Origin of the sequence: Pseudomonas sp. SIMBA_041 (genome assembly GCF_046535095.1) — a bacterium.
In the GTDB taxonomy this organism is placed as follows: Bacteria; Pseudomonadota; Gammaproteobacteria; order Pseudomonadales; family Pseudomonadaceae; genus Aquipseudomonas; species Aquipseudomonas mucoides.
Map to the genome: position 1 here is coordinate 491,657 of NZ_JAWRXJ010000005.1, position 23,541 is coordinate 515,197.

At 58.8% G+C, this 23,541-nt stretch carries 27 protein-coding genes and 1 pseudogene; 14 read left to right on the forward strand and 14 right to left on the reverse strand.

Going from position 1 to position 23,541, the window contains the following annotated elements:
* Positions 1–37: 37 nt before the first annotated feature.
* A complete protein-coding gene (acnB, locus tag SB725_RS14975) occupies positions 38–2,638 on the reverse strand; it encodes a bifunctional aconitate hydratase 2/2-methylisocitrate dehydratase (RefSeq protein WP_410922100.1) in 2,601 nt (866 codons plus the stop codon).
* A gap of 407 nt (positions 2,639–3,045) precedes the next feature.
* Here acnB and SB725_RS14980 point away from each other — a divergent pair, with 407 nt between their 5' ends.
* Positions 3,046–3,516 carry a DUF1289 domain-containing protein gene (locus SB725_RS14980; RefSeq protein WP_027923350.1) on the forward strand — a complete coding sequence of 157 codons (471 nt, stop codon included), beginning with the start codon at positions 3,046–3,048 and terminating at the stop codon, positions 3,514–3,516.
* Between the two features lie 119 nt (positions 3,517–3,635).
* Here the strand turns inward: SB725_RS14980 and SB725_RS14985 are convergent, their stop codons facing one another.
* Positions 3,636–4,496 carry a universal stress protein gene (locus tag SB725_RS14985; RefSeq protein ID WP_410922049.1) on the reverse strand — a complete coding sequence of 287 codons (861 nt, stop codon included), beginning with the start codon at positions 4,494–4,496 and terminating at the stop codon, positions 3,636–3,638.
* Between the two features lie 162 nt (positions 4,497–4,658).
* On the opposite strand from SB725_RS14985, the gene SB725_RS14990 reads away from it, so the two are divergent.
* Complete coding sequence (locus SB725_RS14990) at positions 4,659–5,267, forward strand: tRNA-(ms[2]io[6]A)-hydroxylase (protein ID WP_027923352.1); 609 nt, start codon at positions 4,659–4,661, stop codon at positions 5,265–5,267.
* A gap of 18 nt (positions 5,268–5,285) precedes the next feature.
* On the opposite strand, the gene SB725_RS14995 is transcribed toward SB725_RS14990, so the two are convergent.
* Positions 5,286–5,774: a GFA family protein gene (locus SB725_RS14995; protein WP_027923353.1), complete on the reverse strand. Its 489-nt coding sequence runs from the start codon at positions 5,772–5,774 to the stop codon at positions 5,286–5,288.
* A 37-nt stretch (positions 5,775–5,811) separates the two neighbouring features.
* Positions 5,812–6,237 (reverse strand): PaaI family thioesterase, encoded by a 426-nt coding sequence (locus SB725_RS15000; protein WP_228758643.1) that lies wholly within the window; start codon positions 6,235–6,237, stop codon positions 5,812–5,814.
* A 230-nt stretch (positions 6,238–6,467) separates the two neighbouring features.
* Between SB725_RS15000 and SB725_RS15005 the strand changes: the two genes are divergently transcribed.
* From SB725_RS15005 to SB725_RS15015, 3 genes are all read left to right on the forward strand, one after another.
* A complete protein-coding gene (locus tag SB725_RS15005; protein ID WP_027923355.1) occupies positions 6,468–7,352 on the forward strand; it encodes a LysR substrate-binding domain-containing protein in 885 nt (294 codons plus the stop codon).
* Between the two features lie 100 nt (positions 7,353–7,452).
* Entirely contained in the window at positions 7,453–8,577 is a 1,125-nt protein-coding gene (aguA, locus tag SB725_RS15010) for an agmatine deiminase (protein ID WP_027923356.1), read from the forward strand.
* Between the two features lie 2 nt (positions 8,578–8,579).
* On the forward strand, positions 8,580–9,677 hold the full coding sequence (locus tag SB725_RS15015) for an extracellular solute-binding protein (RefSeq protein WP_027923357.1): 1,098 nt from the start codon (positions 8,580–8,582) through the stop codon (positions 9,675–9,677).
* A 115-nt stretch (positions 9,678–9,792) separates the two neighbouring features.
* On the opposite strand, the gene SB725_RS15020 is transcribed toward SB725_RS15015, so the two are convergent.
* From SB725_RS15020 to SB725_RS15030, 3 genes are read right to left on the reverse strand one after another with little or no spacing between them, the layout of a single operon-like run.
* Positions 9,793–10,410, reverse strand: coding sequence for a DNA-3-methyladenine glycosylase family protein (locus SB725_RS15020; RefSeq protein ID WP_410922052.1), 618 nt, complete (start codon positions 10,408–10,410; stop codon positions 9,793–9,795).
* Positions 10,411–10,415: 5 nt separating this feature from the next.
* Complete coding sequence (locus tag SB725_RS15025; protein WP_410922054.1) at positions 10,416–11,219, reverse strand: isocitrate lyase/phosphoenolpyruvate mutase family protein; 804 nt, start codon at positions 11,217–11,219, stop codon at positions 10,416–10,418.
* Between the two features lie 31 nt (positions 11,220–11,250).
* Entirely contained in the window at positions 11,251–12,333 is a 1,083-nt protein-coding gene (locus tag SB725_RS15030; RefSeq protein WP_027923360.1) for a bifunctional transcriptional activator/DNA repair enzyme AdaA, read from the reverse strand.
* Between the two features lie 118 nt (positions 12,334–12,451).
* Here SB725_RS15030 and SB725_RS15035 point away from each other — a divergent pair, with 118 nt between their 5' ends.
* On the forward strand, positions 12,452–12,871 hold the full coding sequence (locus SB725_RS15035) for a VOC family protein (RefSeq protein WP_027923361.1): 420 nt from the start codon (positions 12,452–12,454) through the stop codon (positions 12,869–12,871).
* Positions 12,872–12,914: 43 nt separating this feature from the next.
* On the opposite strand, the pseudogene SB725_RS15040 reads toward SB725_RS15035, so the two are convergent.
* A pseudogene (locus SB725_RS15040) lies at positions 12,915–13,025 on the reverse strand (LysR family transcriptional regulator); the annotation flags it as partial.
* 89 nt (positions 13,026–13,114) lie between these two features.
* On the opposite strand from SB725_RS15040, the gene SB725_RS15045 reads away from it, so the two are divergent.
* The 4 genes from SB725_RS15045 to SB725_RS15060 are packed head-to-tail and all read left to right on the forward strand — an operon-like array spanning position 13,115 to position 13,965.
* Positions 13,115–13,381, forward strand: a complete 267-nt coding sequence (locus SB725_RS15045) for a phage tail sheath C-terminal domain-containing protein (RefSeq protein ID WP_410922056.1) — start codon at positions 13,115–13,117, stop codon at positions 13,379–13,381.
* Positions 13,382–13,441: 60 nt separating this feature from the next.
* Positions 13,442–13,648, forward strand: coding sequence for a phage major tail tube protein (locus SB725_RS15050; RefSeq protein ID WP_410922058.1), 207 nt, complete (start codon positions 13,442–13,444; stop codon positions 13,646–13,648).
* Positions 13,649–13,665: 17 nt separating this feature from the next.
* Positions 13,666–13,821: a hypothetical protein gene (locus SB725_RS15055; RefSeq protein WP_410922060.1), complete on the forward strand. Its 156-nt coding sequence runs from the start codon at positions 13,666–13,668 to the stop codon at positions 13,819–13,821.
* A 36-nt stretch (positions 13,822–13,857) separates the two neighbouring features.
* Complete coding sequence (locus SB725_RS15060; protein ID WP_410922062.1) at positions 13,858–13,965, forward strand: phage major tail tube protein; 108 nt, start codon at positions 13,858–13,860, stop codon at positions 13,963–13,965.
* Between the two features lie 262 nt (positions 13,966–14,227).
* Here the strand turns inward: SB725_RS15060 and SB725_RS15065 are convergent, their stop codons facing one another.
* The 3 genes from SB725_RS15065 to SB725_RS15075 all read right to left on the reverse strand — a co-directional run bounded on the left by SB725_RS15065 (position 14,228) and on the right by SB725_RS15075 (position 16,795).
* Positions 14,228–14,941: a hypothetical protein gene (locus tag SB725_RS15065; RefSeq protein WP_410922064.1), complete on the reverse strand. Its 714-nt coding sequence runs from the start codon at positions 14,939–14,941 to the stop codon at positions 14,228–14,230.
* A 101-nt stretch (positions 14,942–15,042) separates the two neighbouring features.
* A complete protein-coding gene (locus SB725_RS15070) occupies positions 15,043–15,465 on the reverse strand; it encodes a hypothetical protein (protein ID WP_410922066.1) in 423 nt (140 codons plus the stop codon).
* Positions 15,466–15,529: 64 nt separating this feature from the next.
* Positions 15,530–16,795, reverse strand: coding sequence for a phospholipase D family protein (locus tag SB725_RS15075; protein ID WP_410922068.1), 1,266 nt, complete (start codon positions 16,793–16,795; stop codon positions 15,530–15,532).
* Positions 16,796–16,922: 127 nt separating this feature from the next.
* Here SB725_RS15075 and SB725_RS15080 point away from each other — a divergent pair, with 127 nt between their 5' ends.
* A complete protein-coding gene (locus SB725_RS15080) occupies positions 16,923–17,318 on the forward strand; it encodes a TIR domain-containing protein (RefSeq protein WP_410922101.1) in 396 nt (131 codons plus the stop codon).
* A gap of 864 nt (positions 17,319–18,182) precedes the next feature.
* Entirely contained in the window at positions 18,183–18,575 is a 393-nt protein-coding gene (locus SB725_RS15085; RefSeq protein WP_027923362.1) for a DUF6124 family protein, read from the forward strand.
* Positions 18,576–18,782: 207 nt separating this feature from the next.
* Here the strand turns inward: SB725_RS15085 and tspO are convergent, their stop codons facing one another.
* The 3 genes from tspO to SB725_RS15100 all read right to left on the reverse strand — a co-directional run bounded on the left by tspO (position 18,783) and on the right by SB725_RS15100 (position 21,002).
* Positions 18,783–19,223: a tryptophan-rich sensory protein TspO gene (tspO, locus tag SB725_RS15090; protein ID WP_027923363.1), complete on the reverse strand. Its 441-nt coding sequence runs from the start codon at positions 19,221–19,223 to the stop codon at positions 18,783–18,785.
* A gap of 171 nt (positions 19,224–19,394) precedes the next feature.
* Positions 19,395–20,015 carry a LysE family translocator gene (locus SB725_RS15095; RefSeq protein WP_410922070.1) on the reverse strand — a complete coding sequence of 207 codons (621 nt, stop codon included), beginning with the start codon at positions 20,013–20,015 and terminating at the stop codon, positions 19,395–19,397.
* A 90-nt stretch (positions 20,016–20,105) separates the two neighbouring features.
* Positions 20,106–21,002: a DMT family transporter gene (locus SB725_RS15100; RefSeq protein WP_027923365.1), complete on the reverse strand. Its 897-nt coding sequence runs from the start codon at positions 21,000–21,002 to the stop codon at positions 20,106–20,108.
* Positions 21,003–21,089: 87 nt separating this feature from the next.
* Here SB725_RS15100 and SB725_RS15105 point away from each other — a divergent pair, with 87 nt between their 5' ends.
* Positions 21,090–22,421 (forward strand): PLP-dependent aminotransferase family protein, encoded by a 1,332-nt coding sequence (locus SB725_RS15105; RefSeq protein ID WP_410922072.1) that lies wholly within the window; start codon positions 21,090–21,092, stop codon positions 22,419–22,421.
* A 150-nt stretch (positions 22,422–22,571) separates the two neighbouring features.
* Entirely contained in the window at positions 22,572–23,540 is a 969-nt protein-coding gene (locus tag SB725_RS15110; protein WP_027923367.1) for a tripartite tricarboxylate transporter substrate binding protein, read from the forward strand.
* Position 23,541: the final 1 nt, after the last annotated feature.

Sequence of the window (23,541 nt, forward strand, 5' to 3'; positions counted from 1 at the left end):
TCTCACGATGGGCGGCGTTTTCTATTGCGTTGCAGCGTTAGGCTTGAACGACCGGAATGTTGGCGTTCGCAGCAGCTTCACGGAACTCGGCGATCTGGTCGAAGGACAGGTAGCGGTAGACATCAGCCGCCATGCTGTCGATCTTGCCAGCGTATTCCATGTACTCCTCGACGGTCGGCAGGCGACCCAGGATGGAAGCCACGGACGCCAGCTCAGCCGAAGCCAGGTAGACGTTCGCGCCGTCACCCAGACGGTTCGGGAAGTTACGGGTCGACGTCGACACCACAGTCGAATTCGGTTCTACGCGAGCCTGGTTACCCATGCACAGCGAGCAGCCCGGCATTTCCATGCGTGCGCCGGCCTTGCCGTAGATGCCGTAGTAGCCTTCTTCGGTCAGCTGGTGAGCGTCCATTTTGGTCGGTGGCGACAGCCACAGACGGGTAGGAAGCTGACCCTTGACCTGATCCAGCAGCTTACCGGCCGCGCGGAAGTGACCGATGTTGGTCATGCACGAACCGATGAACACTTCGTCGATCTTCTCGCCAGCAACGCTGGACAGCAGACGGGCGTCGTCCGGATCGTTTGGCGCGCAGAGCACAGGCTCTTTGATGTCGGCCAGGTCGATTTCGATGATTTCAGCGTATTCGGCGTCAGCATCGGCCACCATCAACTCAGGGTTGGCGATCCAGGCTTCCATCGCTTGAGCACGGCGTTCCAGAGTCCGTGCATCGCCGTAGCCTTCGCCGATCATCCAGCGCAGCAGGGTGATGTTGGAGCTCAGGTACTCGGTGATCGACTCTTTCGACAGCTTGATGGTGCAACCGGCAGCCGAACGTTCGGCCGAGGCGTCGGACAGCTCGAAAGCCTGTTCGATGCTCAGGTTGTCCAGGCCTTCGATTTCCAGGATGCGACCGGAGAAAGCGTTCTTCTTGCCTTTCTTCTCAACGGTCAACAGGCCAGCCTGAATCGCGAAGTAAGGAATGGCGTGAACCAGGTCACGCAGGGTGACGCCCGGTTGCATCTTGCCTTTGAAGCGCACCAGGATCGATTCCGGCATGTCCAGCGGCATAACGCCAGTGGCTGCGGCAAACGCCACCAGGCCGGAACCGGCCGGGAACGAAATGCCCATCGGGAAACGGGTGTGCGAGTCACCACCGGTACCGACGGTGTCCGGCAGCAGCATACGGTTCAGCCAGCTGTGGATGATGCCGTCGCCCGGACGCAGGGAAACGCCGCCGCGGGTCATGATGAAGTCTGGCAGGGTGTGGTGGGTGGTCACGTCGATCGGCTTAGGGTAAGCCGCGGTGTGGCAGAAGGACTGCATCACCAGATCAGCGGAGAAGCCCAGGCACGCCAGGTCTTTCAGTTCGTCACGGGTCATTGGACCGGTGGTGTCCTGGGAGCCGACGGTGGTCATCTTCGGTTCGCAGTAGGTGCCTGGACGCACACCGGCTACGCCGCACGCCTTGCCGACCATTTTCTGCGCCAGGGTGAAGCCCTTGGTGCTTTCGATCGGGGCATCCGGTTTCTTGAACAGGTCGAACGCTGGCAGACCCAGTTCGGCGCGAGCCTTGTCGGTCAGGCCACGGCCGATGATCAGCGGAATACGACCGCCGGCACGGACTTCGTCCAACAGCACCGGGGTCTTCATTTCGAAGGTGGTGATGACTTCGTCGGTACCGTGCTTGCAGACTTTGCCTGCGTGCGGGTACAGGTCGATCACGTCGCCCATGTTGATGTTGGTCACATCAAATTCGATCGGCAGGGCGCCGGCATCTTCCATGGTGTTGTAGAAGATCGGAGCAATTTTGCTGCCGAAGCAGAAACCGCCAGCGCGCTTGTTCGGCACGTAAGGAACGTCGTCGCCGAAGAACCACAGCACCGAGTTGGTCGCGGATTTACGCGACGAACCGGTACCCACTACGTCACCGACGTAGGCGATCGGGAAGCCGCTGTTGCGCATTTCTTCGATCTGCTTCATCGGGCCGATGGAGCCTTGTACGTCCGGCACGATGCCGTCGCGGGCCATTTTCAGCATGGCCAGGGCGTGCAGCGGGATGTCCGGGCGGGACCAGGCGTCCGGAGCAGGGGACAGGTCGTCGGTGTTGGTTTCGCCGGTGACCTTGAACACGCGCAGGCTGATCTTGTCGGCCAGTACCGGGCGGTTTTTGAACCACTCGCCGTCAGCCCAGGATTGCAGCACGCCTTGTGCGTGAACGTTACCGTTCTTGGCGCGTTCAGCGACGTCGTGGAAGGCGTCGAACATCAACAGGGTGTGCTTGAGTTCTTTGGCAGCCACTGGCGCCAGTTCAGCGTCGTCCAGCAGGTTGACCAGGGTCACGATGTTGTAGCCGCCCTGCATGGTGCCGAGCAGTTCTACAGCGCGCTTCTTGTCGATCAGGGGGGACTTGGCTTCGCCTTTGGCGAGGGCAGACAGGAAGCCGGCCTTGACATAGGCTGCTTCGTCCACGCCAGGTGGAACGCGATGGGTGATCAGGTCAACGAGGAAAGCTTCTTCGCCAGCCGGAGGATTCTTCAGCAGCTCGATCAGGCCTGCAGTTTGTTCGGCGTTAAGCGGCTGGGGAACGATACCCAGTGCTGCACGCTCTTCGATATGTTTGCGGTAGGCTTCAAGCACAGTTATTACCCTCATCAGTGGTCCCAAATGGGTGTCCGGGACGCTCATCCCGAAATTGCCGTACTCATGCGCTGCGTGGCGTTGTGGGCCACTTAGCCAGAATTACCGACAATTCCTTACAGAAGCTGCTTTCAAAGTTTTACGCCTGCAGAACGGGAGCTGATGAGGGTTGGCGTTGGGCTTTTCCCCGCTGGAAAAACCCTTCGCCAACACCGCTCTGAAGGAACGACTGTGCTCGTGACGCTTTGAAAACAGCTTCTAACGGACATTGGCGCCTTAAAAGGCTGGCTGATTCTACGGCAAAAAAAAATTAAAGGTAAGTTAGCCCCCGAATTTTGAGGGGTGATCAATGTTAGACAAAGGGCTAACATGCGGGCCTGTTCTGCTTTCCAGTGTTTTGCCTACCTATGCCCAATCAGACCATCAAGACTCCCTGCGTCGGCCTCTGCTCCACCGTTTACGGTGACCTGGTGTGCCGCGGCTGCAAGCGTTTCCACCACGAAGTGATCAACTGGAATGGTTACAACGAGGAGGAGAAGCGCGCGGTATGGCTGCGTCTTGAGCAATTGCTGTCCCAGGTGATGGCCAGCAAGCTGGAGGTTTTCGATCCCCAGCGCCTGCGCTTGCAACTGGAGCAACGCAAGATTCGCTTCGTGCCGCATCAGTCGGAGTATTGCTGGGCGTATCAGCTGATTGCCCGTGGGGCGCGGGTGATCAATAACCTGGAGGCTTACGGGATGGTGCTGATGCCGGAGTTTCGTGACTGGAACCTGCCGGAATTGCGTGATGCCATTGATCGGGAATTCTTTTTGCTGTCTGAGGCGCATTACCAACGGTACATCGCACCGGGCTTTCTAAAAGACGCCTTCGGCGCCTGAAAGCATCGTCGGAACGCCGCCCGGACCCAGCCCGGCTCCTACAGTCAAGCTCCGGTGCTCACAAAACCCTGTGGGAGCCGGGCTTGTCCGCGATGGCGTCCGACCAGGCGCCACAGATTTCAGTGCTGAGCCAACTCGTCAAGGTGATCCTCAATCTCCTGCGGTTTGAGCACCAACACATCACTTTCCACCGAATCGAGCACCACTTCCGCCGTATTGCCGATCAACGCCCCCGACACCCCCGACCGCGCCACGGTGCCGATCACGGTCACCGCCGCCTGCAGCTTGTGCACCATGAACGGAATCAACACATCCGCCGGACCTTCCTCGATATGCAAATGCGCATCGTCGATGTCGAACTCCGCCTGGAACGCCTTGCATTGTTCGCGATAGCGCGCCTCGATGGTTTCGCTGAGTTGAAACGTCGGGTCGGCCGCCGACAGCATCGGCGATGGATGCGCGCTGATCACGTGCAGATGCGCCTTGGCCAGACTGGCGATGTCATAGCCGTAATCGATGATGGTGTTGTGCAGGTGACGGTGCTCACCGTCGGTGTTGCCCACATCAATGGCGGCCAGAATGACTTTGTCTTTCCAGGAACCGGACGTTTTCACCAGCAGCACCGGTGTCGGGCATTTACGCAATAATTTCCAGTCGTCCGGGGTCAGCAAAGCTTTTTTCAGCGGGCTGTCCGGGTAATGCTGCTTGATCACCAGCCCGCAGCCTTCGGCTTGCTGCACGTCGATGATGGTTTGGTACAGGCTTTCGTTCCAGGCCTGTTCGGTGGTGACGCTAAAGCCGTCCTCCAACAAGGCTGCCTTGAGCACGCCCAACATAGCGCTATGGTCATGTTTGCGGTCACCGACCAGCAGGTGCAAGTGGGCCCGGGTCACTCTGGCAATCAATTTGGCCCGTTTGAGCGCCAGGCTCTCCGAGTGTTCGGGTTCGAGGACCACCAGGATGCTGCGAATGGCTTGCATGAGCGGGATCTCCATAAACGGCTAAAAAGCACGGCGTTGCACAACTATAGTTCCTGCTCGCCAACCAGGTACTTGATGCATATCAACGGTTGGCGACTGGTGGTCTGGCGGCAGGCCGGTATAATCGGCGCCCTTCGTTTTGACCATTTATCCGTGAGCCCCATGATCCTTCCCGAAATTCACGAGTTCCTCGGCTGCCGCACCCCTGACGGCTGGGTGCAGGCCGCACTGGCTGATCAGGAAACCTTGCTGATCGACCACAAGAACTGCGAATTCAAGGCCGCCAGCACCGCGCTGAGCCTGATTGCCAAGTATCACTCCCACGTCGACCTGATTAACCTGATGTCGCGCCTGGCCCGGGAAGAACTGGTGCACCACGAACAGGTCATGCGCCTGATGAAAAAGCGCAAGATCGAGCTGCGCCAGTTGTCCGCCGGGCGCTACGCCTCGGGCCTGCGCAAAGTGGTGCGCAGCCATGAGCCGGTGAAACTGGTCGATACGCTGGTGGTGGGGGCCTTCATCGAAGCCCGCAGCTGCGAACGTTTCGAGGCGCTGGTGCCGCATCTGGACGAAGAACTGGGCAAGTTCTACTTCGGCCTGCTGAAAAGCGAAGCCCGGCATTTCCAGGGTTACCTGAAGCTGGCTTACCAGTACGGCGACGCCAAGGACATCGCCCACGTGATCGACAAGGTGCGCGCGGCCGAGCAGGAACTGATCGAGTCACCGGACGTGGAATTCCGTTTCCACAGCGGTGTACCGGCTGCGGCCTGACACAACCGGAGAGGCGCTTTAGCAGCTCAAACCCAACCGTTCGTGCCATTCGGCAATGGACTCCTCGGGATAAACCTCGAACTGCTGATCACCCGCGTGCGCCTCAACCTCTACCCACGGTGCTTTTGAACCGAGCATCAAGTGCGTGTGCTCCGGTGGTACCGGCAGCGCAGTGTCGATGGCGGAGGCGAACGGGTGGATCAGCTCCGGCCATTCCGGGCTGAACAGCCACAGTCCCGTCCCGCACAGCGAGCAGAAATGCCGCTCGGCGCTGCTGCTGTGCGCCCGTTTATCGCCTTCGTCCTTCAGGCGCGCATGGTAGATCGCGATGTGTTTGCGACCGCGAACCTTGAGGCTTGCGGCCTCACCGCCGAGGTTGATCGCAAACCCGCCACCGCCCTGGGTCTTGCGGCAGATCGAGCAATAGCAACGCTGATAAGGGTAGGGGTGGGCACTGTTCAAACTGAACGACACCGCGCCGCAATGGCAGGAACCTTCGAGTTGCATGGCAACCTCCGACTGGTCTGGGGTTTATCCAGACAGACTAGACCGGCACCAGAATCGCATCCCCCGTCGCCACCAGCTTGAGTTGATCACCGCTCTGGGCAAACAGCTCGGCGCGGGCGAATACCTGTTTCTTGCCGGCCTTCACCACCCGGCCGCGAGCGAAGAACACTTCACCGACAGCGGGCGCCAGGCAGTTGACCGAGAAGTGCGAGGCCAGCACGTTGCCGGCGACCGTGCCAGCAGCAAAACCGCAAGCGGTGTCGAGCAGCGCGCCGATCAGGCCAGCGTGCAGAAAGCCTGCGTATTGCGCCATATCGGTGTCGCGAAAAGCCATGCTCAGCTCGGCTTCGCCGCTGGCGGCATGGGTCACCTCAAAACCGGCCCAGCGGTTGAAGGCTGAGGTTGAGTTGATCTGTTTGAGTGCGTCGAGCATCGCGAATCCCTCCAGTTGAGGCACCAACATGCGCCCGGTCTGGAGGGAAGTCATGGTGGATAAGGGAGGGTGATGGGCCTAGGGATTTGTGGTGAATGGGCTGCCGCCATCGCGAGCAAGCTCGCTCCCACAGGGGATTTTGTGAACGCCCGAGGTCCCCTGTGGGAGCGGGCTTGCCCGCGATGAACGATAACGCGGTCCTGCTGGACGCCCGCGAATGGCCAAGGCAGCATGGGCGCCTCCATCACCGGGGCTGAATCATGCGACGACTACCCTCTCTGGCCGCACTGCGAACCTTCGAATGCGCCGCCCGCCACGCGCATTTCGGCCGGGCCGCCGCCGAGTTGTGCGTCACCGACAGCGCCGTCAGCCATCAAATCCGCCAACTCGAAGAACACCTCGGCGTTTCGCTGTTCATCCGCGAAGGCCGACAGATTCGCCCGACCATGGCCGCCGGCCGACTGATGCAAAGCTTGCAGCAAGCCTTCGAACTGATCGGCGAGGCCTGCGATGAGCTGCGCGATCCGTCATCCCTGGCGGTGTTGCGCCTGGCCGTTACCGCCGAGCTGGCGCAAAAATGGTTGATGAGCCGCCTCACGGATTTCTACGCGCGCTACCCGCACATCACCCTGCACCTGTACGAACAACCGATTGACGGCACGGCGCCGGGTGAAGACATCGACCTGGCGATTACCTACGGCACCGGTCCGGTGGACAGCAGTGCGTACTTCGTCAGGCCCTTGCCGGCGTTGCAGTTTTTCCCGGTGTGCAGCCCCGGCCTGTTCAATCAGGGCACGCTGAAAACGCCGAAAGATCTGGCGCGGCATTGCCTGTTGCACGACGATCAGGACGGCAAGACCTGGACGGCCTGGCTGACCAGTCATGCCGGTGATCAACGTCCCGAACGGCAGCTGTATTTCGCTCATGCCGGCCTCGCGCTGGAAGCCGCGGCCCAGGGGCAGGGCGTCGCGATGGGCGATAACCTGACGGCGCAGGAAGATTTGCTCAACGGGCGTCTGGTCCGGCCTTTCACCTCGAGCATGACTGCTCTTGGCCAATACGCACTGGTGTGCGAGCGGGTGCGGCTGGAGCGTCCGGCGGTGGCGCAGATGCTGGAGTGGTTCAACGATCAGTTGATCGATTGATGAGTTGAATTCAACTATTCCGAAATAATCATCGTTGGCGAGGACGGCGCCAGCGACCTTAGCCTGTGGTCATTCCAATCCCCGCTGACGAGGTTTGACCATGGCACGTTTGCTCGATTCCACCCCCAAACAAGACGGTTTCCGCTTGCCCGGCGAATTCGAAACCAAGTCCGGTTGCTGGCTCGGCTGGCCGGAGCGCACCGACGTCTGGCGCAACGGTGCCAAGCCCGCGCAGAAAGTCTGGGTGCAAATCGTCACCGCGATTTCCCACAGTGAACCGGTCACTGTTTGCGCCTCGGCCGCGCAATTCGCCACTGCCCGCCGCCAATTGCCGCCGCAAGTGCGCGTGGTGGAAATGACCTGCAACGACACCTGGTTTCGCGACAGCGGGCCATGCTTCGTGGTCAATGACCACAGTGGCGAAGTGCGCGGTGTCGACTTTGAGTTCAACGCTTACGGCGGTCTCGATGGCGGTTTGTACTACCCGTGGGACAAGGATGATCAGATCGCCAGCAAAATCCTCGAAATCGAACGTTTCGACCGCTATCGCGCCCCGCTGATCGCCGAGCTGGGCGGCATCCAGAGTGACGGCCAGGGCAGCATCCTCACCACCGAACAATGCCTGCTCAACCGCAATCGCAACCAGCATCTGGGCAAGGAAGAAGTCACGCGGCGCCTGACCGATTACCTCGGTGCCGAGCAAGTCATCTGGCTGCCACGGGGCTGCAAATTCGACGAAACCGACGGCCATGTCGATGACCTCGCGTGCTTCGTGCGCCCCGGCGAAGTGGTGCTGCAATGGACCGACAACCGCAATGACCCACAATGGGAAATCTATCAGGAGGCCTACGACATCCTGCGCAGCACCCGCGACAGCCGTGGCCGTGAATTGATCGTGCACAAACTGCCGCAACCGGACGTGCTGGAGTGGACTGCTGAAGAAGCCGAGGGCCTGGATCAGCAGGACAGTACACACACGCGTCAGGCCGGGACGCAAATCTGCGCGTCGTACATCAACTACTACGCCGGCAACACCTCGATCGTGGTGCCGCTGTTTGGTGATCGCAACGATCAGGCCGCCATGGCGACCCTGGCCGAACTGTTTCCGCAGCACAAGATCGTCGGCATCGAAAACTCCCGGGAAATCCTCCTTGGCGGCGGCAACGTGGCTTGCATCACCATGCCTCAGTACGCCGCGCCTGCCAGCCACAAAAAGGGAGTATGAACATGGGCCTGCACAAACTGACTCAAGCGTTAATGCTGGTGCTTGCACCCCTGTGTGTGCAGGCCGCCGACACCGCCAAACCGGTGGTCAACCTGTACATCTGGGGCGAGTACCTGGCGCCGGATACGCTGAGCAATTTCGAGAAAAAAACCGGCATTCATGTGGTGGCCGATCACTTTGATTCACTGGAAACCGTCGAAACCAAATTGCTCACCGGGCGCAGCGGCTATGACCTGGTGCTGACCGCCGGGCAACATCTGTCCAGAGCGATTCAGAGCGGCGCGATCCAGACGCTGGACCGCAAGCAAACGCCGCACTTTCAAGGCGTCGGCGAGGAGTTCCGCCAACACATGGCGGTGTTCGATCCGGGCAACCGCTACGCCGGCATTTATGCCTGGGGCACCACCGGCGTCGGTTACCAGGAAGAAGCGGTGAAGCAGCGCCTGGCCGACGCGCCACGGGACAGTTGGGCGATGCTGTTCGACCCTGCGGTGGTGTCGAAATTTGCCGATTGCGGGGTCAGCCTGCTCAACGATCCCAACGAAGTCTTCGCAGCGGTCATGAAGTACATGGGCCTGGACATCAATCGCCAGAGCCTCGATGACCTGAAACTGGCCGAGCAGCAATTGGCCAAGATCCGGCCGTACATTCGCTACTTCGACAATGACCTGAACATCAGCGACCTGGCCAACGGCAACACCTGCGTGGCGATGTCGTGGAACGGCAACGTGGCCATCGCGGCGGGGCAGGCCGAGGCGGCGAAGAAACCGTTCACGCTGAAGTACCGGATACCCAAGGAAGGCACGTTGATCTGGTTTGACGCCATGGTCATTCCCAAGGATGCGCCACACCCCGAGGCGGGGCTGGCGTTGATGGATTACCTGATGACGCCTGAAGTGATTGCGCCGATCACCGACACCATTCACTACGCCAATGCGATTACGGCCGCGGACGGGCTGGTTGATCCGGCGATTCGCGATGATCCGGGGACGTATCCGTCGGCGCAGGTGCGAGCTTCGTTGTATAGCAAGAATGACAATGGAAAGGCGTTTAACAGGGCGTTGATCCGGGCGTTTAGCCGGTTGAAGTCGGGGTTGTGACATGAGGTGGATGTGATTCCGCCATCGCGAGCAAGCTCGGCTCCTACATTGGATCTTCGGCGTTCACGAAGTCCCTGTGGGAGCCGGGCTTGCCCGCGATAAACGATAACGCGGTCTACCGGCTAGGCACCCGCCACAAATACCACGCCGCCACCGTCCGGTACGGGCTCCACCCCAACCCGATCTCCACCATCTGCTTGCGCGTCGGTTGCACCTCCAGCCCCTTCATCCGCCGATAGCCCTCACGTACGCCAAAGTCATCGGCCGGCAAAATATCCGGCCGTTCAAGGCTGTAAATCAGCAACATCTCAACCGTCCAGCGTCCGACCCCGCGCAAGGTGATCAAGCGCTCGATCAACGCCTCATCGTCCATGGCCAACGCCGTCGCATAATCCGGCACCACGCCGTCCAGCGTCGCTTGGGCAATCCCCTGAATGGTCGCGATTTTGCCCGCCGAAAACCCGCAACTGCGCATCTGATCAAACCCGGTCGCCAGAATCTGCTCCGGTCGTGGAAACGCCACTGACGGAAACAACCCCAGCAAGCGACCGACAATCGCATCCCCGGCCTTGGCGTGCAGTTGCTGGTAGGCAATCGCCCGCACCAGCGACTCGTACGGATCGCGAGCCGCATGGGGTTGATGCAGGCACGGGCCGACGGCGGCGATGTGGCGCGCCCAGTCGGCGTCGAGGGACGCCAGAAATTCGGCCGCGGGCCGATAGGGATCGGGCATGGCGATCAAGCGTTCCCGGCCGTTTTCAGCAGGGCGTTGACTTCACCGTACGTAAACGCCTTGAGGTGGCTGCTGTCGAGTTGGCCGGTTTCCAGAAAACCCTTGGCCAGCCCGGCCATGGCGCCATACAAAAACTCGGCGATGCCCGAACCGGCACTCAAGCGCCGCACGCCCAAGGCTTTCAGCGTTTCGGGCGATGGCAGGCTCGCAAGCCCCAGCACGTTCACCGGCAACGTCGTGCCCTGGCACAGTGCGGCGATTTCGTACTCCGCCGACACGCCCGCGGCGAACAACCCGTCGGCCCCCGCCGCTTGATACAACGCGGCACGCTTGAGGGTCTCGGCAACACGGTCCTCGGCCGGCACCAGTCCCTTGAGGTACACATCGGTGCGCGCATTGATGAACAGCTGCACATTGCGCTGATCCGAGATCTTGCGCGCCACTTCGATCTTGCGCACCAGTAACTCGGGCGGGGACGCGCCGTCCTCGATATTGATCCCGACCGCACCGGCAGCAATCACCGCTTCAATCACTTGCGCGACCCGCGTCAGGTCATCGGAATAACCGGCCTCGACGTCCACGGTCAACGGCACGGAAATCACTCGCGCGATGGACTCGACGGTTGAGACCAGACGGTCGAGGGGCAGGGCGTTGCCGTCCGCATAACCATGGGCCCAGGCCACCGCCGCGCTGCTGGTGGCGACGGCTTTGCAGCCCAGTTGTTCGACGATGCGCGCCCCGGTGGCATCGGCGACGTTGGTGAGGATCAACAAGCCTTCGTGGTGCAGTTGGTGGAATTGCTTGTCCATCGAATGTCCTTCCTTATGACGATTGAGGCAATCAGAACGCCAGTTGTTGGGTCATCTGCAGCGCAGCGTTTTCCAGCCGGAGCAGAAACGCCTTGCGCGGTTGTCCTCCACCATAGCCGGTCAATGAGCCGTCTGCACCGATCACCCGGTGGCACGGCACCACGATGGCCAGCCGGTTGTGCCCGTTGGCCAAACCCACTGCGCGACTGGCGCCGGGCTTGCCCAATAACCTGGCGATGCTGCCGTAGGTGCTGGTCTGGCCGTACGGGATCTGTGCCAGTGCAGCCCAGACCTGCCGGGCGAACTCGCTGCCGGGCGTGTGCAGCGCCACCGTGAATTCGCTGAGTTTGCCGGCGAAGTACTGCGCCAGTTCGGCTTCGATTTGCTGCAAGTGCGCGTTATGCCCCGGCGCGACCGCGTAGCCGTAACGGTTCTGCAGTTCTTCGACTTCACGGGTCAGTGCCGGGCGGTCGAGGAACTCCAGCAACACCAGCCCGCGACGCTCGGCCATGGCAATCATCGGCCCCAGTGGCGTGGTCAGCCGGGTGAAGAGCAGGGGTTCACTCTGTGCGGCCCGGCCCGGGGTGATGTGGAACGACTTCTGGAACGCGTCACGAAAACCGCTGAGGGATTCATAACCCGAGTCGAAGGCTGCGCTGTCGATGGAATCGCCCTGTTTGATCCCGCCCAGCGCCATGCCGAGACGGCGGGTGCGCAGCCAGGCGTGAAACGTCATGCCGAAATGCTGTTTGAACCAGCGCCGCAACTTCAGCGGCTCGATGCCCTCGGCCAGCAACTGGGCGTCGGTCCAGCGCTGCTCGGGGTCGGCGTCCACCGACTTCAGCAGCGTCTGTACCCAGTCGGGCGCGATGGCGGCTGCATCCAGCGGTTTGCAGCGCAGACACGCGCGATAACCCGCCGCCATGCATTCATCGGCGTGCGCAAAGAACTCGACGTTCTCCGGTTTCGGCGAACGCGCCGTACACCCGGGGCGGCAGAAGATCCCGGTGGTTTTCACGGCCGTGAAGAACACGCCTTCGTAGGCAGTGTCGCGTTCGAGCATGGCGCGAACCATTTCGGCGTGGGGCGGCAGCACAGCGGTTTGTATGTTCATGGGCTGAGCATAAAACCCTGCGGGCGGTGACTCCACCGGAAAATCGACAGTGAATTTTTGTGGTGCTGGACTACAGTATCCGGGCTACCGGTCATGTAACCCTTCAGGAACTGATTTCATGCATCCGTTCACGATTCAACACATTGATCACATCGTACTGCGCGTCCAGGACCTGGAGCGCAGCATCACGTTTTACGCCCAGGTATTCGGCGCTGAACTGGTCAAGCGCCGCGATGATCTGGGGCTGGTGCATCTGCGCGCCGGGACCTCGATGATCGACCTCGTCAGCCTGGACGGTGAGCTCGGACGCAAGGGCGGCGCTGCCGCCGGTCAGGAGGGGCGTAACCTCGACCATGTCTGCCTGCGCATCGAACCGTTTGATGAAGCGGCGCTTGTGAGCCACTTGCAGTCGTTTGGTTTGACGACGGAGAAAGCGGCTAAGCGCTTTGGTGCTGAGGGTTATGGCTTGTCTCTGTATTGCTTCGACCCGGATGGCAACCAGGTCGAGCTCAAAGGGTCGTCCACTGATCAGCCTTAAGCATCCTCGAGCCGCTCACGCAGGAACTCGATAATGGCGTCTCCTACGTCGGGCTTTGTTGAACTAAGCGCTCAATCAACCACCTCGCGGCCGGGCCCGGTGGCGGGTCCGTGCGGTAGATAACGTCGAAGGCATAGGTGCCGCTTTTGTATTTAAAACAGGATCACCACCGTCTTCAATTCTTATGGCATCGGCCTGCGCTTATGGGGCAATCGCACCGCGGCCTCGCCCAGCGTCACCCATATGCGCAACTTCGAAAACGTGCGCCGCACCAAAGACGTCGTCGACGAATCCATCCGCTACAGCGCCCTGCAATTCGTCGACCAGCCCATCACCACCTCACTCATCACCAGCCTCACGGAAAGCGTCAACCTGTTCCTGCGTAAACTCATCGGCGACGGCGCCTTGCTCGGCGGCGAATGCTGGTACGACCCGGCGCGCAACCCACACCGAACTGGAACAAGGCTACGCACTGTTCAACTACACACTCACCGTACCGCTGCCATTTGAGCGCGGCACCTTTGAAACGCAAATCAAGGCGGATTACCTGGTCAACTGGGGAACGTATAGATGGCAGGCTTTAGCGCGCGTCGCATCATCAACGCCAACCTTTACCTGGATGGCAGTAGCTTCTTTGGCAAGTGTGAAGTGATTGACCTGGGCACCATCAAAACCGTGATGAGCGACTTTCAGGGGCTGGGCATGGTCGGGGTGATTGAACTGCCCGATGGCATCGACAAACTGGAAGGGAAATCATCTGAAACAGCCTTTATGTAGAGACGGCCAGGAAGTTGGTGACGTTGTTCAAGAGCGTGCAGGTGCAGTGCCGGTCGAATGTGCAGGTGTTCAACAATAACGGGCTGGTGAACGAGATTCCGCTGGTCACGACCATGACCATTGCGGGGAAGGAGTATCAGATGGGTATGCACAAACCCAGGGACCCGACCTAGTACGAGACGCCGTTTTCGGCGACCTATGTGCGGCAGATGATCAATGGAGATGAGGTGGTACTGCTGGATTATATGGCGAATATATTTCGGGTCGGTGGTGAGGATCAATTGGCCAAGTACAACAAAAATATTGGGATTTCTTAAGTCTTAAAGCAAGCAAAGTGATACATCATTTGCTCGTAGCAAAGCAGAATGATAGAATCCACCCGTCATCTACGCTCCAGGCCGTCCGGTTCGCTGAATCCAATACGTTGGACACCGATCAGGCATGTGTGGTCCCAGTAGCTAGGAAAGCTCCGAAACAAATGTTTCAGTGCAGTGATCCTTTCTATTGACGCAGCGGGTGGAACATAGCGATAGGTGCATAAAAGCGGAAATCAATTAATTGGTTTTCGCTTTTTTTTGGCTAGTAATAATCGTTCATGAACATATTCAGATGTGTCGTTTTCGTCACATCCCTCCATTCGCAATGGCAATTTGGGAAAGAACCTTTGATGGATGGGTGTTTCCCCGGACCGCGCGTGACGTTGAAATGCCGCTGAATATCAGCAACCTTTCTACCGAATCGAAATGTAAAATTCAGTTCGCAAGACAGTGCGTGCGGATCTCCGGTAGCAGGGAGACTGTGATGCTCTGTGCCATATTCGAAGTGTTTGTCATCATCGTCAATGAAGTAGCGCGTCGAGTAGCTGGACTTTCGTCGAGGTTTTCTCCGCTGCTTAAGCTGTACAAACAACGCCTTGGCCTCTTCAACGAAGGTCGGAGCTTGGGTGCGTAAACGCACAAGCTCAACCAAATCACGCCACTCCGGTGCGTCGAAATTTCGTTCCGGTAACAATGACGCTTGCTGATTTTGACCGTTCAATACTTCAATGCAAAACGCTGAGAATGTGTTGAGCAGGCTACTGACCTTCTGGACCAGATAGCTCTCGGGATTTTCTACTCGAGATGGAATTCCCACTCGATGTATAAAGAGCGCTGTGCGGGTAAATTCCAGGCATTCACCGCAACGTTCATCGCCTATCACAAGCAGTGCGTCACTCGCGCTGGATTTACTGTGAAAATAACGTTCTAGGTTTGGTTCCCGGCTGAGATCAGGCGCTCCCAAGTCCAAGGTCAAAGTCCCTCCTGGAAAATTCGAAGGCGCAGTGATCTTGTTGCGAAGCTTTAAGAACTCACGTCTGAGAAATTCATTCCCTGTGGCTAGTCCGATGAACACTCTCATGGTTGTTTAAATAGCTTCGCCAGCACAGACACAGGAATGTTGATCTTCTCCAGATCCTCTGGATCCAGCTTGCTCAGGATATTCAGCAAGGCGATGGCGTCATTTTGCACTGGGGCGATTTCTGAAGCGGCGGCTTCCTGTGCAGGCTCAGCATCATCTACAAATTTGTATTCCACCTGGGGAGGTACCAAGCCGATTTTGGCTCTATGCACCGGGTGTGTGATCACTTTGTAGGTAGCATCACCGGCCGTTCTTCTGACAAAAGATTTCAGAGTCTCCCCATCCAGCTCAGTCCGGTAATCCACCTGTCGTTCCGCAAAAATTACGGGTAGGTTGCTCAGCAATAGAGGCTTTTGATTGGCATCCCAATAGTCTTGGGTTGCAGCGTGCAGGGTTGTAACAAACGGTGTGGGTTCCATGATGTCTTCCATAGTTAAATCAGTCGGCCAAGATACAGCCGATTGGCTGGATGTTGCACTCCATTCAGGTCGCTCGCACGTCAAAACCTAGAAACCGCAACGCCTTAGCCATCCGGCCATTAATCGGCGGCGCCTGCTCGGGCTTCAGCGTTCCCACCAATTCCAACGCACAAAAACGACCGAAAGCGCCCATTTTGTATCGCTGGTCATACAGCACGGCACAGATGCGCTCCGCAAAGTTATCAGTGCCATGCACCAAGTAAATCAACGAATTTTGCACACGCTGTAGATCACCTTGGTTAAGCGTCCAAAATTTTGTCGGCAATGCTTCTTCGCCACCCTTAGTAAAACGCAGCTGCTGCTTGAACGCGTGCACACAAATAAGGGCATGGGCTAACTGGTCATGATCGCTGTTCCGTATGCTTTCGGGTGTAGCCATAACCCGTCGCAACTCTGTCAGCAGTTGAAAGTAATCATCCGGGATATGTGGGCTCGTCGTTGCTACCCATTGTTCTGCAAGGTGCACGACCATTTGCCGCCTATCAGCTTCAAGTCGCTGTGGCGCCTCCTGCCACGACGCCTCACCAACAGCATGCTCAAGACGTACCCAATTCAGAAAACGGTTCGTCTCGACCTCTAAACCCAGCTCTGTAAACTCAGGCCGGCGCAACCCTCTGTCACGAAGCACATCAGAAACCTCTGTGAAGGCGTGTCTGTAGTTCTCGTTCGATTTCTGCAGGTCACTTAGATAATACTGCTGTGCAGATTTGTGCCCGCTACCGGAAAGTACAGTGGGAGGCTCAACATCCCGTAACGCCTGAAATGGCACGTCAGGGTTGCCTAACCGGGACGCCTTTTCCCACGCGCCCTTGAATTGGTTAAACACCTCATTCGTCAACACTTCGGCACTGTCCCAGACCTGTGCGAAAAACAGCTCAATATCGAGAATGCGGTCTTCATCACCTGGTTGGTCAAGCACAAGGACGGCCTCTCGGTTGCTGGCCATTCCGCCCTCAGTAAGATTGGCAGACCCAAGCATGACCACCCCGTCGAAGAGAAGCACCTTGGCGTGGAAACCATCCGTGAAATATCGAACTAAGCAATTGGGAGCGTTGAGAACGCGACGCAGCGCCGAAGGGTTGGTGATCTTATTGAGTCCCACCAATAGCTCAATTTTTGCCCCGCGGGCTGCTGCCTGCAATATCTCCGTATCACGATTGAAGTACGGCACAGCGATTCTAATTCTGGACGCCTTCGCCATATGGGCAGAGTACGGTCGCAGAACTTGGTCCTGCCCTGGGCTATTAGTGTAGATGCCGGAATTTGTCATCAATGACTCCCTATGAAAGTGAGGATGCTCAAGCTAGAGGCCGTCTGCTTACAGATCGATTGAGTGCTCGGTCGATTATTAGCTGATGGCAGAACAAGGTTGTGCACGGTCCAATCGGCAGTAAAATATAGAATGGTTTTTTCTACAAAAGCTTGGGTTGGAGCCCATCGTGTTGAAGGAATTACCGAATCAGGGCCAAACCATCATTGAAAAGTTCGAGTCCGCAGCCGATGTAGGGTTTGCAGTCGTTTTATTAACGCCTGACGATTTGGCGAGCTCCGCAAAGTCGGAAACGCTGGACGCTAGAGCTCGCCAAAATGTGATTTTTGAGCTCGGGTTCTTTGCTGGCAAGCTTGGCAGAGGCCGTGTTTGTCTACTTCGCAAAGGTCATGTGGAGATCCCCTCGGACTTATACGGCGTTATCTATACCGATATGGACCCGGCAGACGGCTGGCAATCTAAATTGGTGCGAGAGCTCAAAACCGCGAAATTAGATTTTTATCCAAATAAGCTTTGGGATTGATGGTAGTCAGATCAAGATGAGTTTTTTATTTGACGCCTTTGCCTACAACTCAAAACTGAGTCGGCTGACTGACACGACCAGTGACCGGCGGCCCATTAGCTCCCGTGACTCTCGGCCAGTGGCAGGGCTTAACAGCCCGTGGCGCATGCGGTTTGTGTGCCTCTTTTGACAGGACAGGCAGCTCCATGCCTGATTTGATGGTAACTGAACGCAGGGTGCCCTCGGGCAAGTCGGATTACAAAGCTACTTCCACGACTCCATTCCCTGCGTGCAGTTGCCATCACTTTTCCATCCCCGCACGGTACCGTTCAAGGAAGCCATGCAGCGTTCAGCGTCTTAACTCTTCGCCGGTAACCGCCCCGGCATCCTCCTGCCAAACCTCGCTCAAAAAACATCACATCACCTCGCTTGCCCAGAAGGGTTCCAAGCGATCCGCGGGCGCGTCAGCGCCACCACACACTCTGAAAAATGTCGGACGTTTCTTTGGTTTTTTTGGAAGCTTTCAGGCGTTTAACGAAGCGTGTTTAAAAACACTTGGTGTTACGTCCCGAAGGCTACAAGACCTTGCGCCGTTACCTACGATCAAGCCAGAATCCGCCGGCTTGTGCGGCTACGGGGTGGGCTATATCGTTTCCCTGTCACTGAAAAACAGTGATCGGGTTTGGTAGCCCGTCTAGAAGCCGCATGACAACACCTTATGTAGTCTCTTTTTGGGACTCTGTTTTTATGGTGGTCATGCGTGGGGCTCCATTGTGAGCGCCGGGTTTCCAGCTTCTACCGGTCTACCAACCCACGTATGGCCGCCACCCCTTCGTTTGGTAGCGAGGGTGATGGCTCCTCAATATTAGAAGTTGGAGTTCATCTATGTTCAAAGTAACACCTAACCCGCCAGACACCGATTCACCCGATGCCGATCCGCCAAACGCCGATTCAGTGTCCCCGTACGAAACCCTCGACCCCAAAAAACTCCACGACGCCGCCGAACGCGCGCTCAACTTCTATCTCAATCCGGCGGCGCTCATGAACAACACCCCACGTAAACCCAGCACCATTTACATGATTGCTCCAGACGTCGACCATGAAACCTTACTGGTTCAAACGTGCGAGAACATGGCGTCGGCCAGTGTCATGGCCAGCAACGTGGCGGCCTCGCTAGAGGGGACTCATCGCAGTAACGTCCTGGCATTGCAGCAGGTCATCATGCTGGGGGAGTTGGCGGTGAATCGAATGCTGGATAACTTCGTTCCGCCTAAGTAATCGCTGCATCACGTTGGCGGGGGAGCTTGCTTCCTCGCCCACGGTGCGTGGTGGGCGAGGAAGCCCGCGTGCTCAACTCAACACCGCTTGGCGTACCAGGTCTGTTCACTGCGCAGAAATGGTTATCTTCGAACCCGGTAGCGGGATCGTGACGCTGAAGGCCATGCACCGGGATGTGATTTTCGTGATCGGTTCAGCGGAACCTCATCAGCGGTTATTGCGCAAGATGGAAAAATTCAACGCCGCTGCCACGCAAAGCCACCCAAGGTAAGGCAGCAGAATCAAGCCAGTGATCACATCCAACTGCAACGCCATCACCACCATCACCGCGACCACCAGCCAGAGCAGCATCAGGATCACCATGCTGGCGAAAACGCGATGCGCGCCGAAGAATACCGGCGTCCACAGCGTATTGAGCGCAATTTGCGCGGCCCACAAAGCCAGCACCTCCTGACTGCCAGGGATCAGGGTCAATCGGTACCCGGCCCAGGCGAGCAAAAGGTAGATCGTCGACCAGGCGACCGGAAACACCCAGTTGGGTGGGGTGAAGCCGGGTTTGACCAGCGATTCGTACCACTGGCCCGGTTTGAAAAAGAAGCCTGTGCTTGCGGCGGCACCGCAGGCTAGAAGAAAAACGAGAAAGGTCATCGGCGATCCTTGGCTGAGGTCAGTTGTCTGGGAGCTGCGAAGCCCTGTCGGCAGCATTAAAGAGATGACGCCCGGTGACGCGAAAAGTTTGGAGGGAGGGATGACATTTTTCAGACGCAAAGGAGCGAAGGGGGCGATGCCGTGCTTAAAGAGCCATCGCCCCCCGTTTGATCACGCTCGCTTCGCCATCAACAACACCGAAGCCGCCGCCGACAATAACCCCGCACAGCACCGGTTGAAAATCCGCTTGCCACGCGGCTCGGCGAACCAGCGACGCATGTGCAATCCCATGTAGGCGTACGCGCTGATGGCGATCCATTCCAGTACCAAAAACAGCGCACCCAGCAACGCAAATTGCGGCGTCACGGCGCGGGTCGGGTCGACGAACTGGGGCAGGAACGCGGTAAAGATCAGGATGGCCTTGGGATTGCCGGCCGCGACCAGAAACTCCTGCCGCGCCAGGGCCATCACACCGACGGGTGGCCGGGTGTCAGCGCGCTCAGCGCCCGGATCGGCACGCCACAATTGCCAGGCGAGGTAAAACAGATACGCCGCGCCGACGATCTTGATTCCGTAGAACAGCATTTCGGAGGTTTGCAGCACCACGGCCAACCCGGCGGAGGCGAGGGCGATCATGCCGGCGAAGGCCAGCAACCGACCGATCCCGGCCACGCAGGAGGTGCGGTAGCCGTAGCGAGTCGAGTTGCTGACCGACAGCAGATTATTCGGGCCGGGCGCCATGTTCAGGGCAAAGCAGGCGGGCAGGAAAAGGGTGAGGGTGGCGAGGTCCATGGCGAGTCTCCGCAAACGAGAACGCCATTTTTATCATGGGCGGTGGACGGACCGCCCGGTACAGCCATGGACACAAGCCGCAGTACACTTTTATTTGGCGAACTTCCTCGCGCCTGCCACGCAGAGAATCACCGCCACGGTGACCCCGAGCATGCCGAGGCTGACCTGTTCGTGCAGCAACGTCGCCGCCAGCGCCAGGCCGAAAAACGGCTGCAGCAGTTGAAGCTGTCCCACCGCCGCAATCCCGCCCTGCGCCAATCCGCGATACCAGAACACGAAACCGATCAGCATGCTGAACAGCGACACATACGCCAGGCTCAACCAGGCCGGCATCGTGATCCCGGACAATGAAACGGGCATCCGCCACACCGTCAGCGCGACCATCAGCGGCAGCGACAACACCAAGGCCCAGCAAATCACCTGCCAGCCGCCCAGTGTTCTGGAGAGTTTGGCGCCTTCGGCATACCCCAGGCCACAGGCCAGAATCGCCAGCAGCATCAGCAAATCACCGACAGGCGACGCGGTAAGGCCTTGGGAAACGGCGAAGCCGATCACCAGCAAACTGCCCAGCACCGAGAAAAACCAGAACGCCGGCCGTGGACGTTCGCCACCGCGCAACACGCCAAACGCGGCCGTGGCGAGCGGCAACAGACCGACAAAGACGATGGAATGCGCCGACGTCACGTATTGCAACGCCAATGCGGTCAGCAGCGGAAAGCCGACCACAACTCCCAGCGCCACAATGACCAAAGGCAACAATTGACTACGCGCCGGGCGCTTTTCCTTGAACAGCCACAGCATGCACAGCGCCAGCACGCCGGCGATGGTGGCCCGGGCGACGGTCAGGAACACCGGGTCGAATTCAAGCACAGCCACGCGGGTGGCGGGCAGTGAGCCGCTGAAGATCAGCACGCCGATGAAGCCATTGATCAGCCCGCTGGCGTGCTTGTCCAGTGTCGGTCTGTTGAGCGTTGAGGTCCTGTCCATGTGGCGTCTCCGAGGCAGGTTGCGTGAAAGGCATCTTATGAGCCAGGATTAAGAACAATCAAAAAATTGTCATGGATACACCCCACGATGCCACGCTCCCGTTACAAGTCCCTGGTGGACACCCTGGCCGCCGATATTCACGCGGGGCGCTTGCTGCCGGGCACACGCTTGCCGACGCACCGTCAGTTGGCCGCCAGCGAAGGCCTGGCGCTGGTCACGGCCAGCCGGGTGTATGCCGAACTGGAAGCGATGGGATTGGTCAGCGGTGAAACCGGGCGCGGGACCTTTGTCCGGGAGACGTCGTTACCGCCCAGCCACGGCATCGATCAGCCGGACATTGCGCCAGGGGTGATTGACCTCAATTTCAACTATCCCGCGCTGCCGGGGCAGGCCGACCTGTTGCGCAATGCCTTGCGCCAACTCGCGTTGTCCGGCGACCTGGAATCGCACCTGCGCTACCAGCCTCACTGCGGACGGGCGCATGAGCGCGCCTCCATTGCTCGACATTTGCTTAGCCGTGGCCTGACGGTTGAAGCCGACAACGTGTTGATTGTCAGCGGCGCTCAACACGGTCTGGCAGTGACGTTGATGGCATTGCTGCGACCCGGTGACGTAATCGCGGCGGACGCGCTGACCTACTCGGGTTTCAAAGTGCTGGCCGCCACGCTGCACCTTGAAATCGTGCCCATTCCCGTCACGGAACACGGTCCGGATCTGCAGGCGCTGGAGGACCTGTGCCGCCGCCGGACGGTGCGCGCCGTCTACACCATGCCGACCCTGCATAACCCTATGGGCTGGGTGATGCCGGCCGAGCAGCGCGAACATCTGGTGTCGATTGCGCGCAAGCACGACCTGCACATCATTGAGGACGGGGCTTATGCGTTTCTCGCCGAAGACGCGCCGCCGCCCATCACTGAGTTGGCCCCGGAGCGGACGATTTACGTGTCCGGTTTTTCCAAGAACGTCGCCACCGGTTTGCGCGTTGGTTTCATTGTGGCCCCTGCGCAGAAGGTCGCCGAGCTCGAGCGCACAATCAGGGCGACCACCTGGAACACCCCGGGCGTTATGACGGCCATCGCCTGCGCCTGGCTTGAGGATGGCACCGTCACCCGGCTCGAAGCGCAAAAACGCGAAGACGCACAGGCACGACAGAAGCTGGCCGATGAGGCGCTCAGCGGACTTGCGGTGATCCGCCATCCGTCGTCCTACTTTCTGTGGCTGCCTTTGTCGGAAGAGGCACGGGCAGACCAGATTGCCGTGGCGTTGATGCGTGAGCAGGTTTCTGTGTCCACCGCCGAACCCTTCGCGATTTCGCTCCATGTACCGCACGCCTTGCGGTTGGCGTTGGGCTCGGTGGACATGGACACACTTCGACAAGCACTGGTGAAAGTGAAGTGGGTGGTGGACGCGCATACGTAAAAAGTCCAAGGCCCCGGGCGATCTGGACAACAACACACCCTCAATCAAAACCATGGCCTACGCTTGTTCACAGACGCATGTTCAGTGAGCAGGGGTTGCTCCTGAGCGCGATTCAACGGCACCTACAAAAACAAGATCAGGAGACCGCTCATGTTCGCTTTGTTCCGTCGTTTCAACTACGCCGCTGCTGTGGCGATTACCGCTGCCGCACTCTCGACACCCGCCATGGCGCTGGACACCGTCAAGTTCATGGCCCCGGGTTCGGTCGGTGGCGGCTATGACCAGACCGCCCGCGAACTGGGCAAAGCCTTGATCGAGGCCAAGGTCGCTAAATCCGCCACCTTCGAAAACAAGGGCGGGGCGGGTGGAACGCTGGGGCTGGCGCAGTTTGCCAACAGCACTAAGGGTGATGGTGATGCGTTGCTGGTGGTGGGCGCGATCATGGTCGCGGGCATTGAACAGAACAAACCGCAAATCACCCTGAAGGACGTGACACCGATTGCCCGGTTGTTCACGGAGTACAACGTGATTGCAGTGCGCAAAGAGTCCGAGTTCAAAACCCTGGAAGACTTGCTCAAGGCCTTCAAGGAAAAACCGACCAGCATCACGTGGGGCGGCGGCTCCAAAGGCTCGGTCGATCACATCGGCATCGCCGAACTGGCCGGCAAAATGGACATCCCGGTGAACAAGGTCAACTACGTCGCTTTCGCCGGTGGTGGTGAAGTGGTTGCCCAGGCGCTCGGCGGGCAGATCAAGGTGATCACCGGCGGTTATGCCGAACTGGGTCAATACATCAAGAACGGCCAGTTCCGTGTGCTCGCCATCGGCGCGCCGGAGCGTGTGCCTGGCATTGATGCACCGACCCTCAAAGAGAAAGGTTACGACGTGATCATCGGCAACTGGCGCGGTGTGTACGGCGCGGCAGGCCTGAGCCCGGAGCAGCGTAAAGAACTGACCGACGCCGTTGTCGCGGCTTCCAACAGCCAATCCTGGAAGGACAACATCCAGACCAACGCATGGTCGCCGAGCGTGTTGACCGGCGATGAGTTCGGCAAGTTTGTCGCCGAAGAACACGTGCGGTTGCACGCGATGCTGGTCAACGTCGGGCTGCTGAATTGAC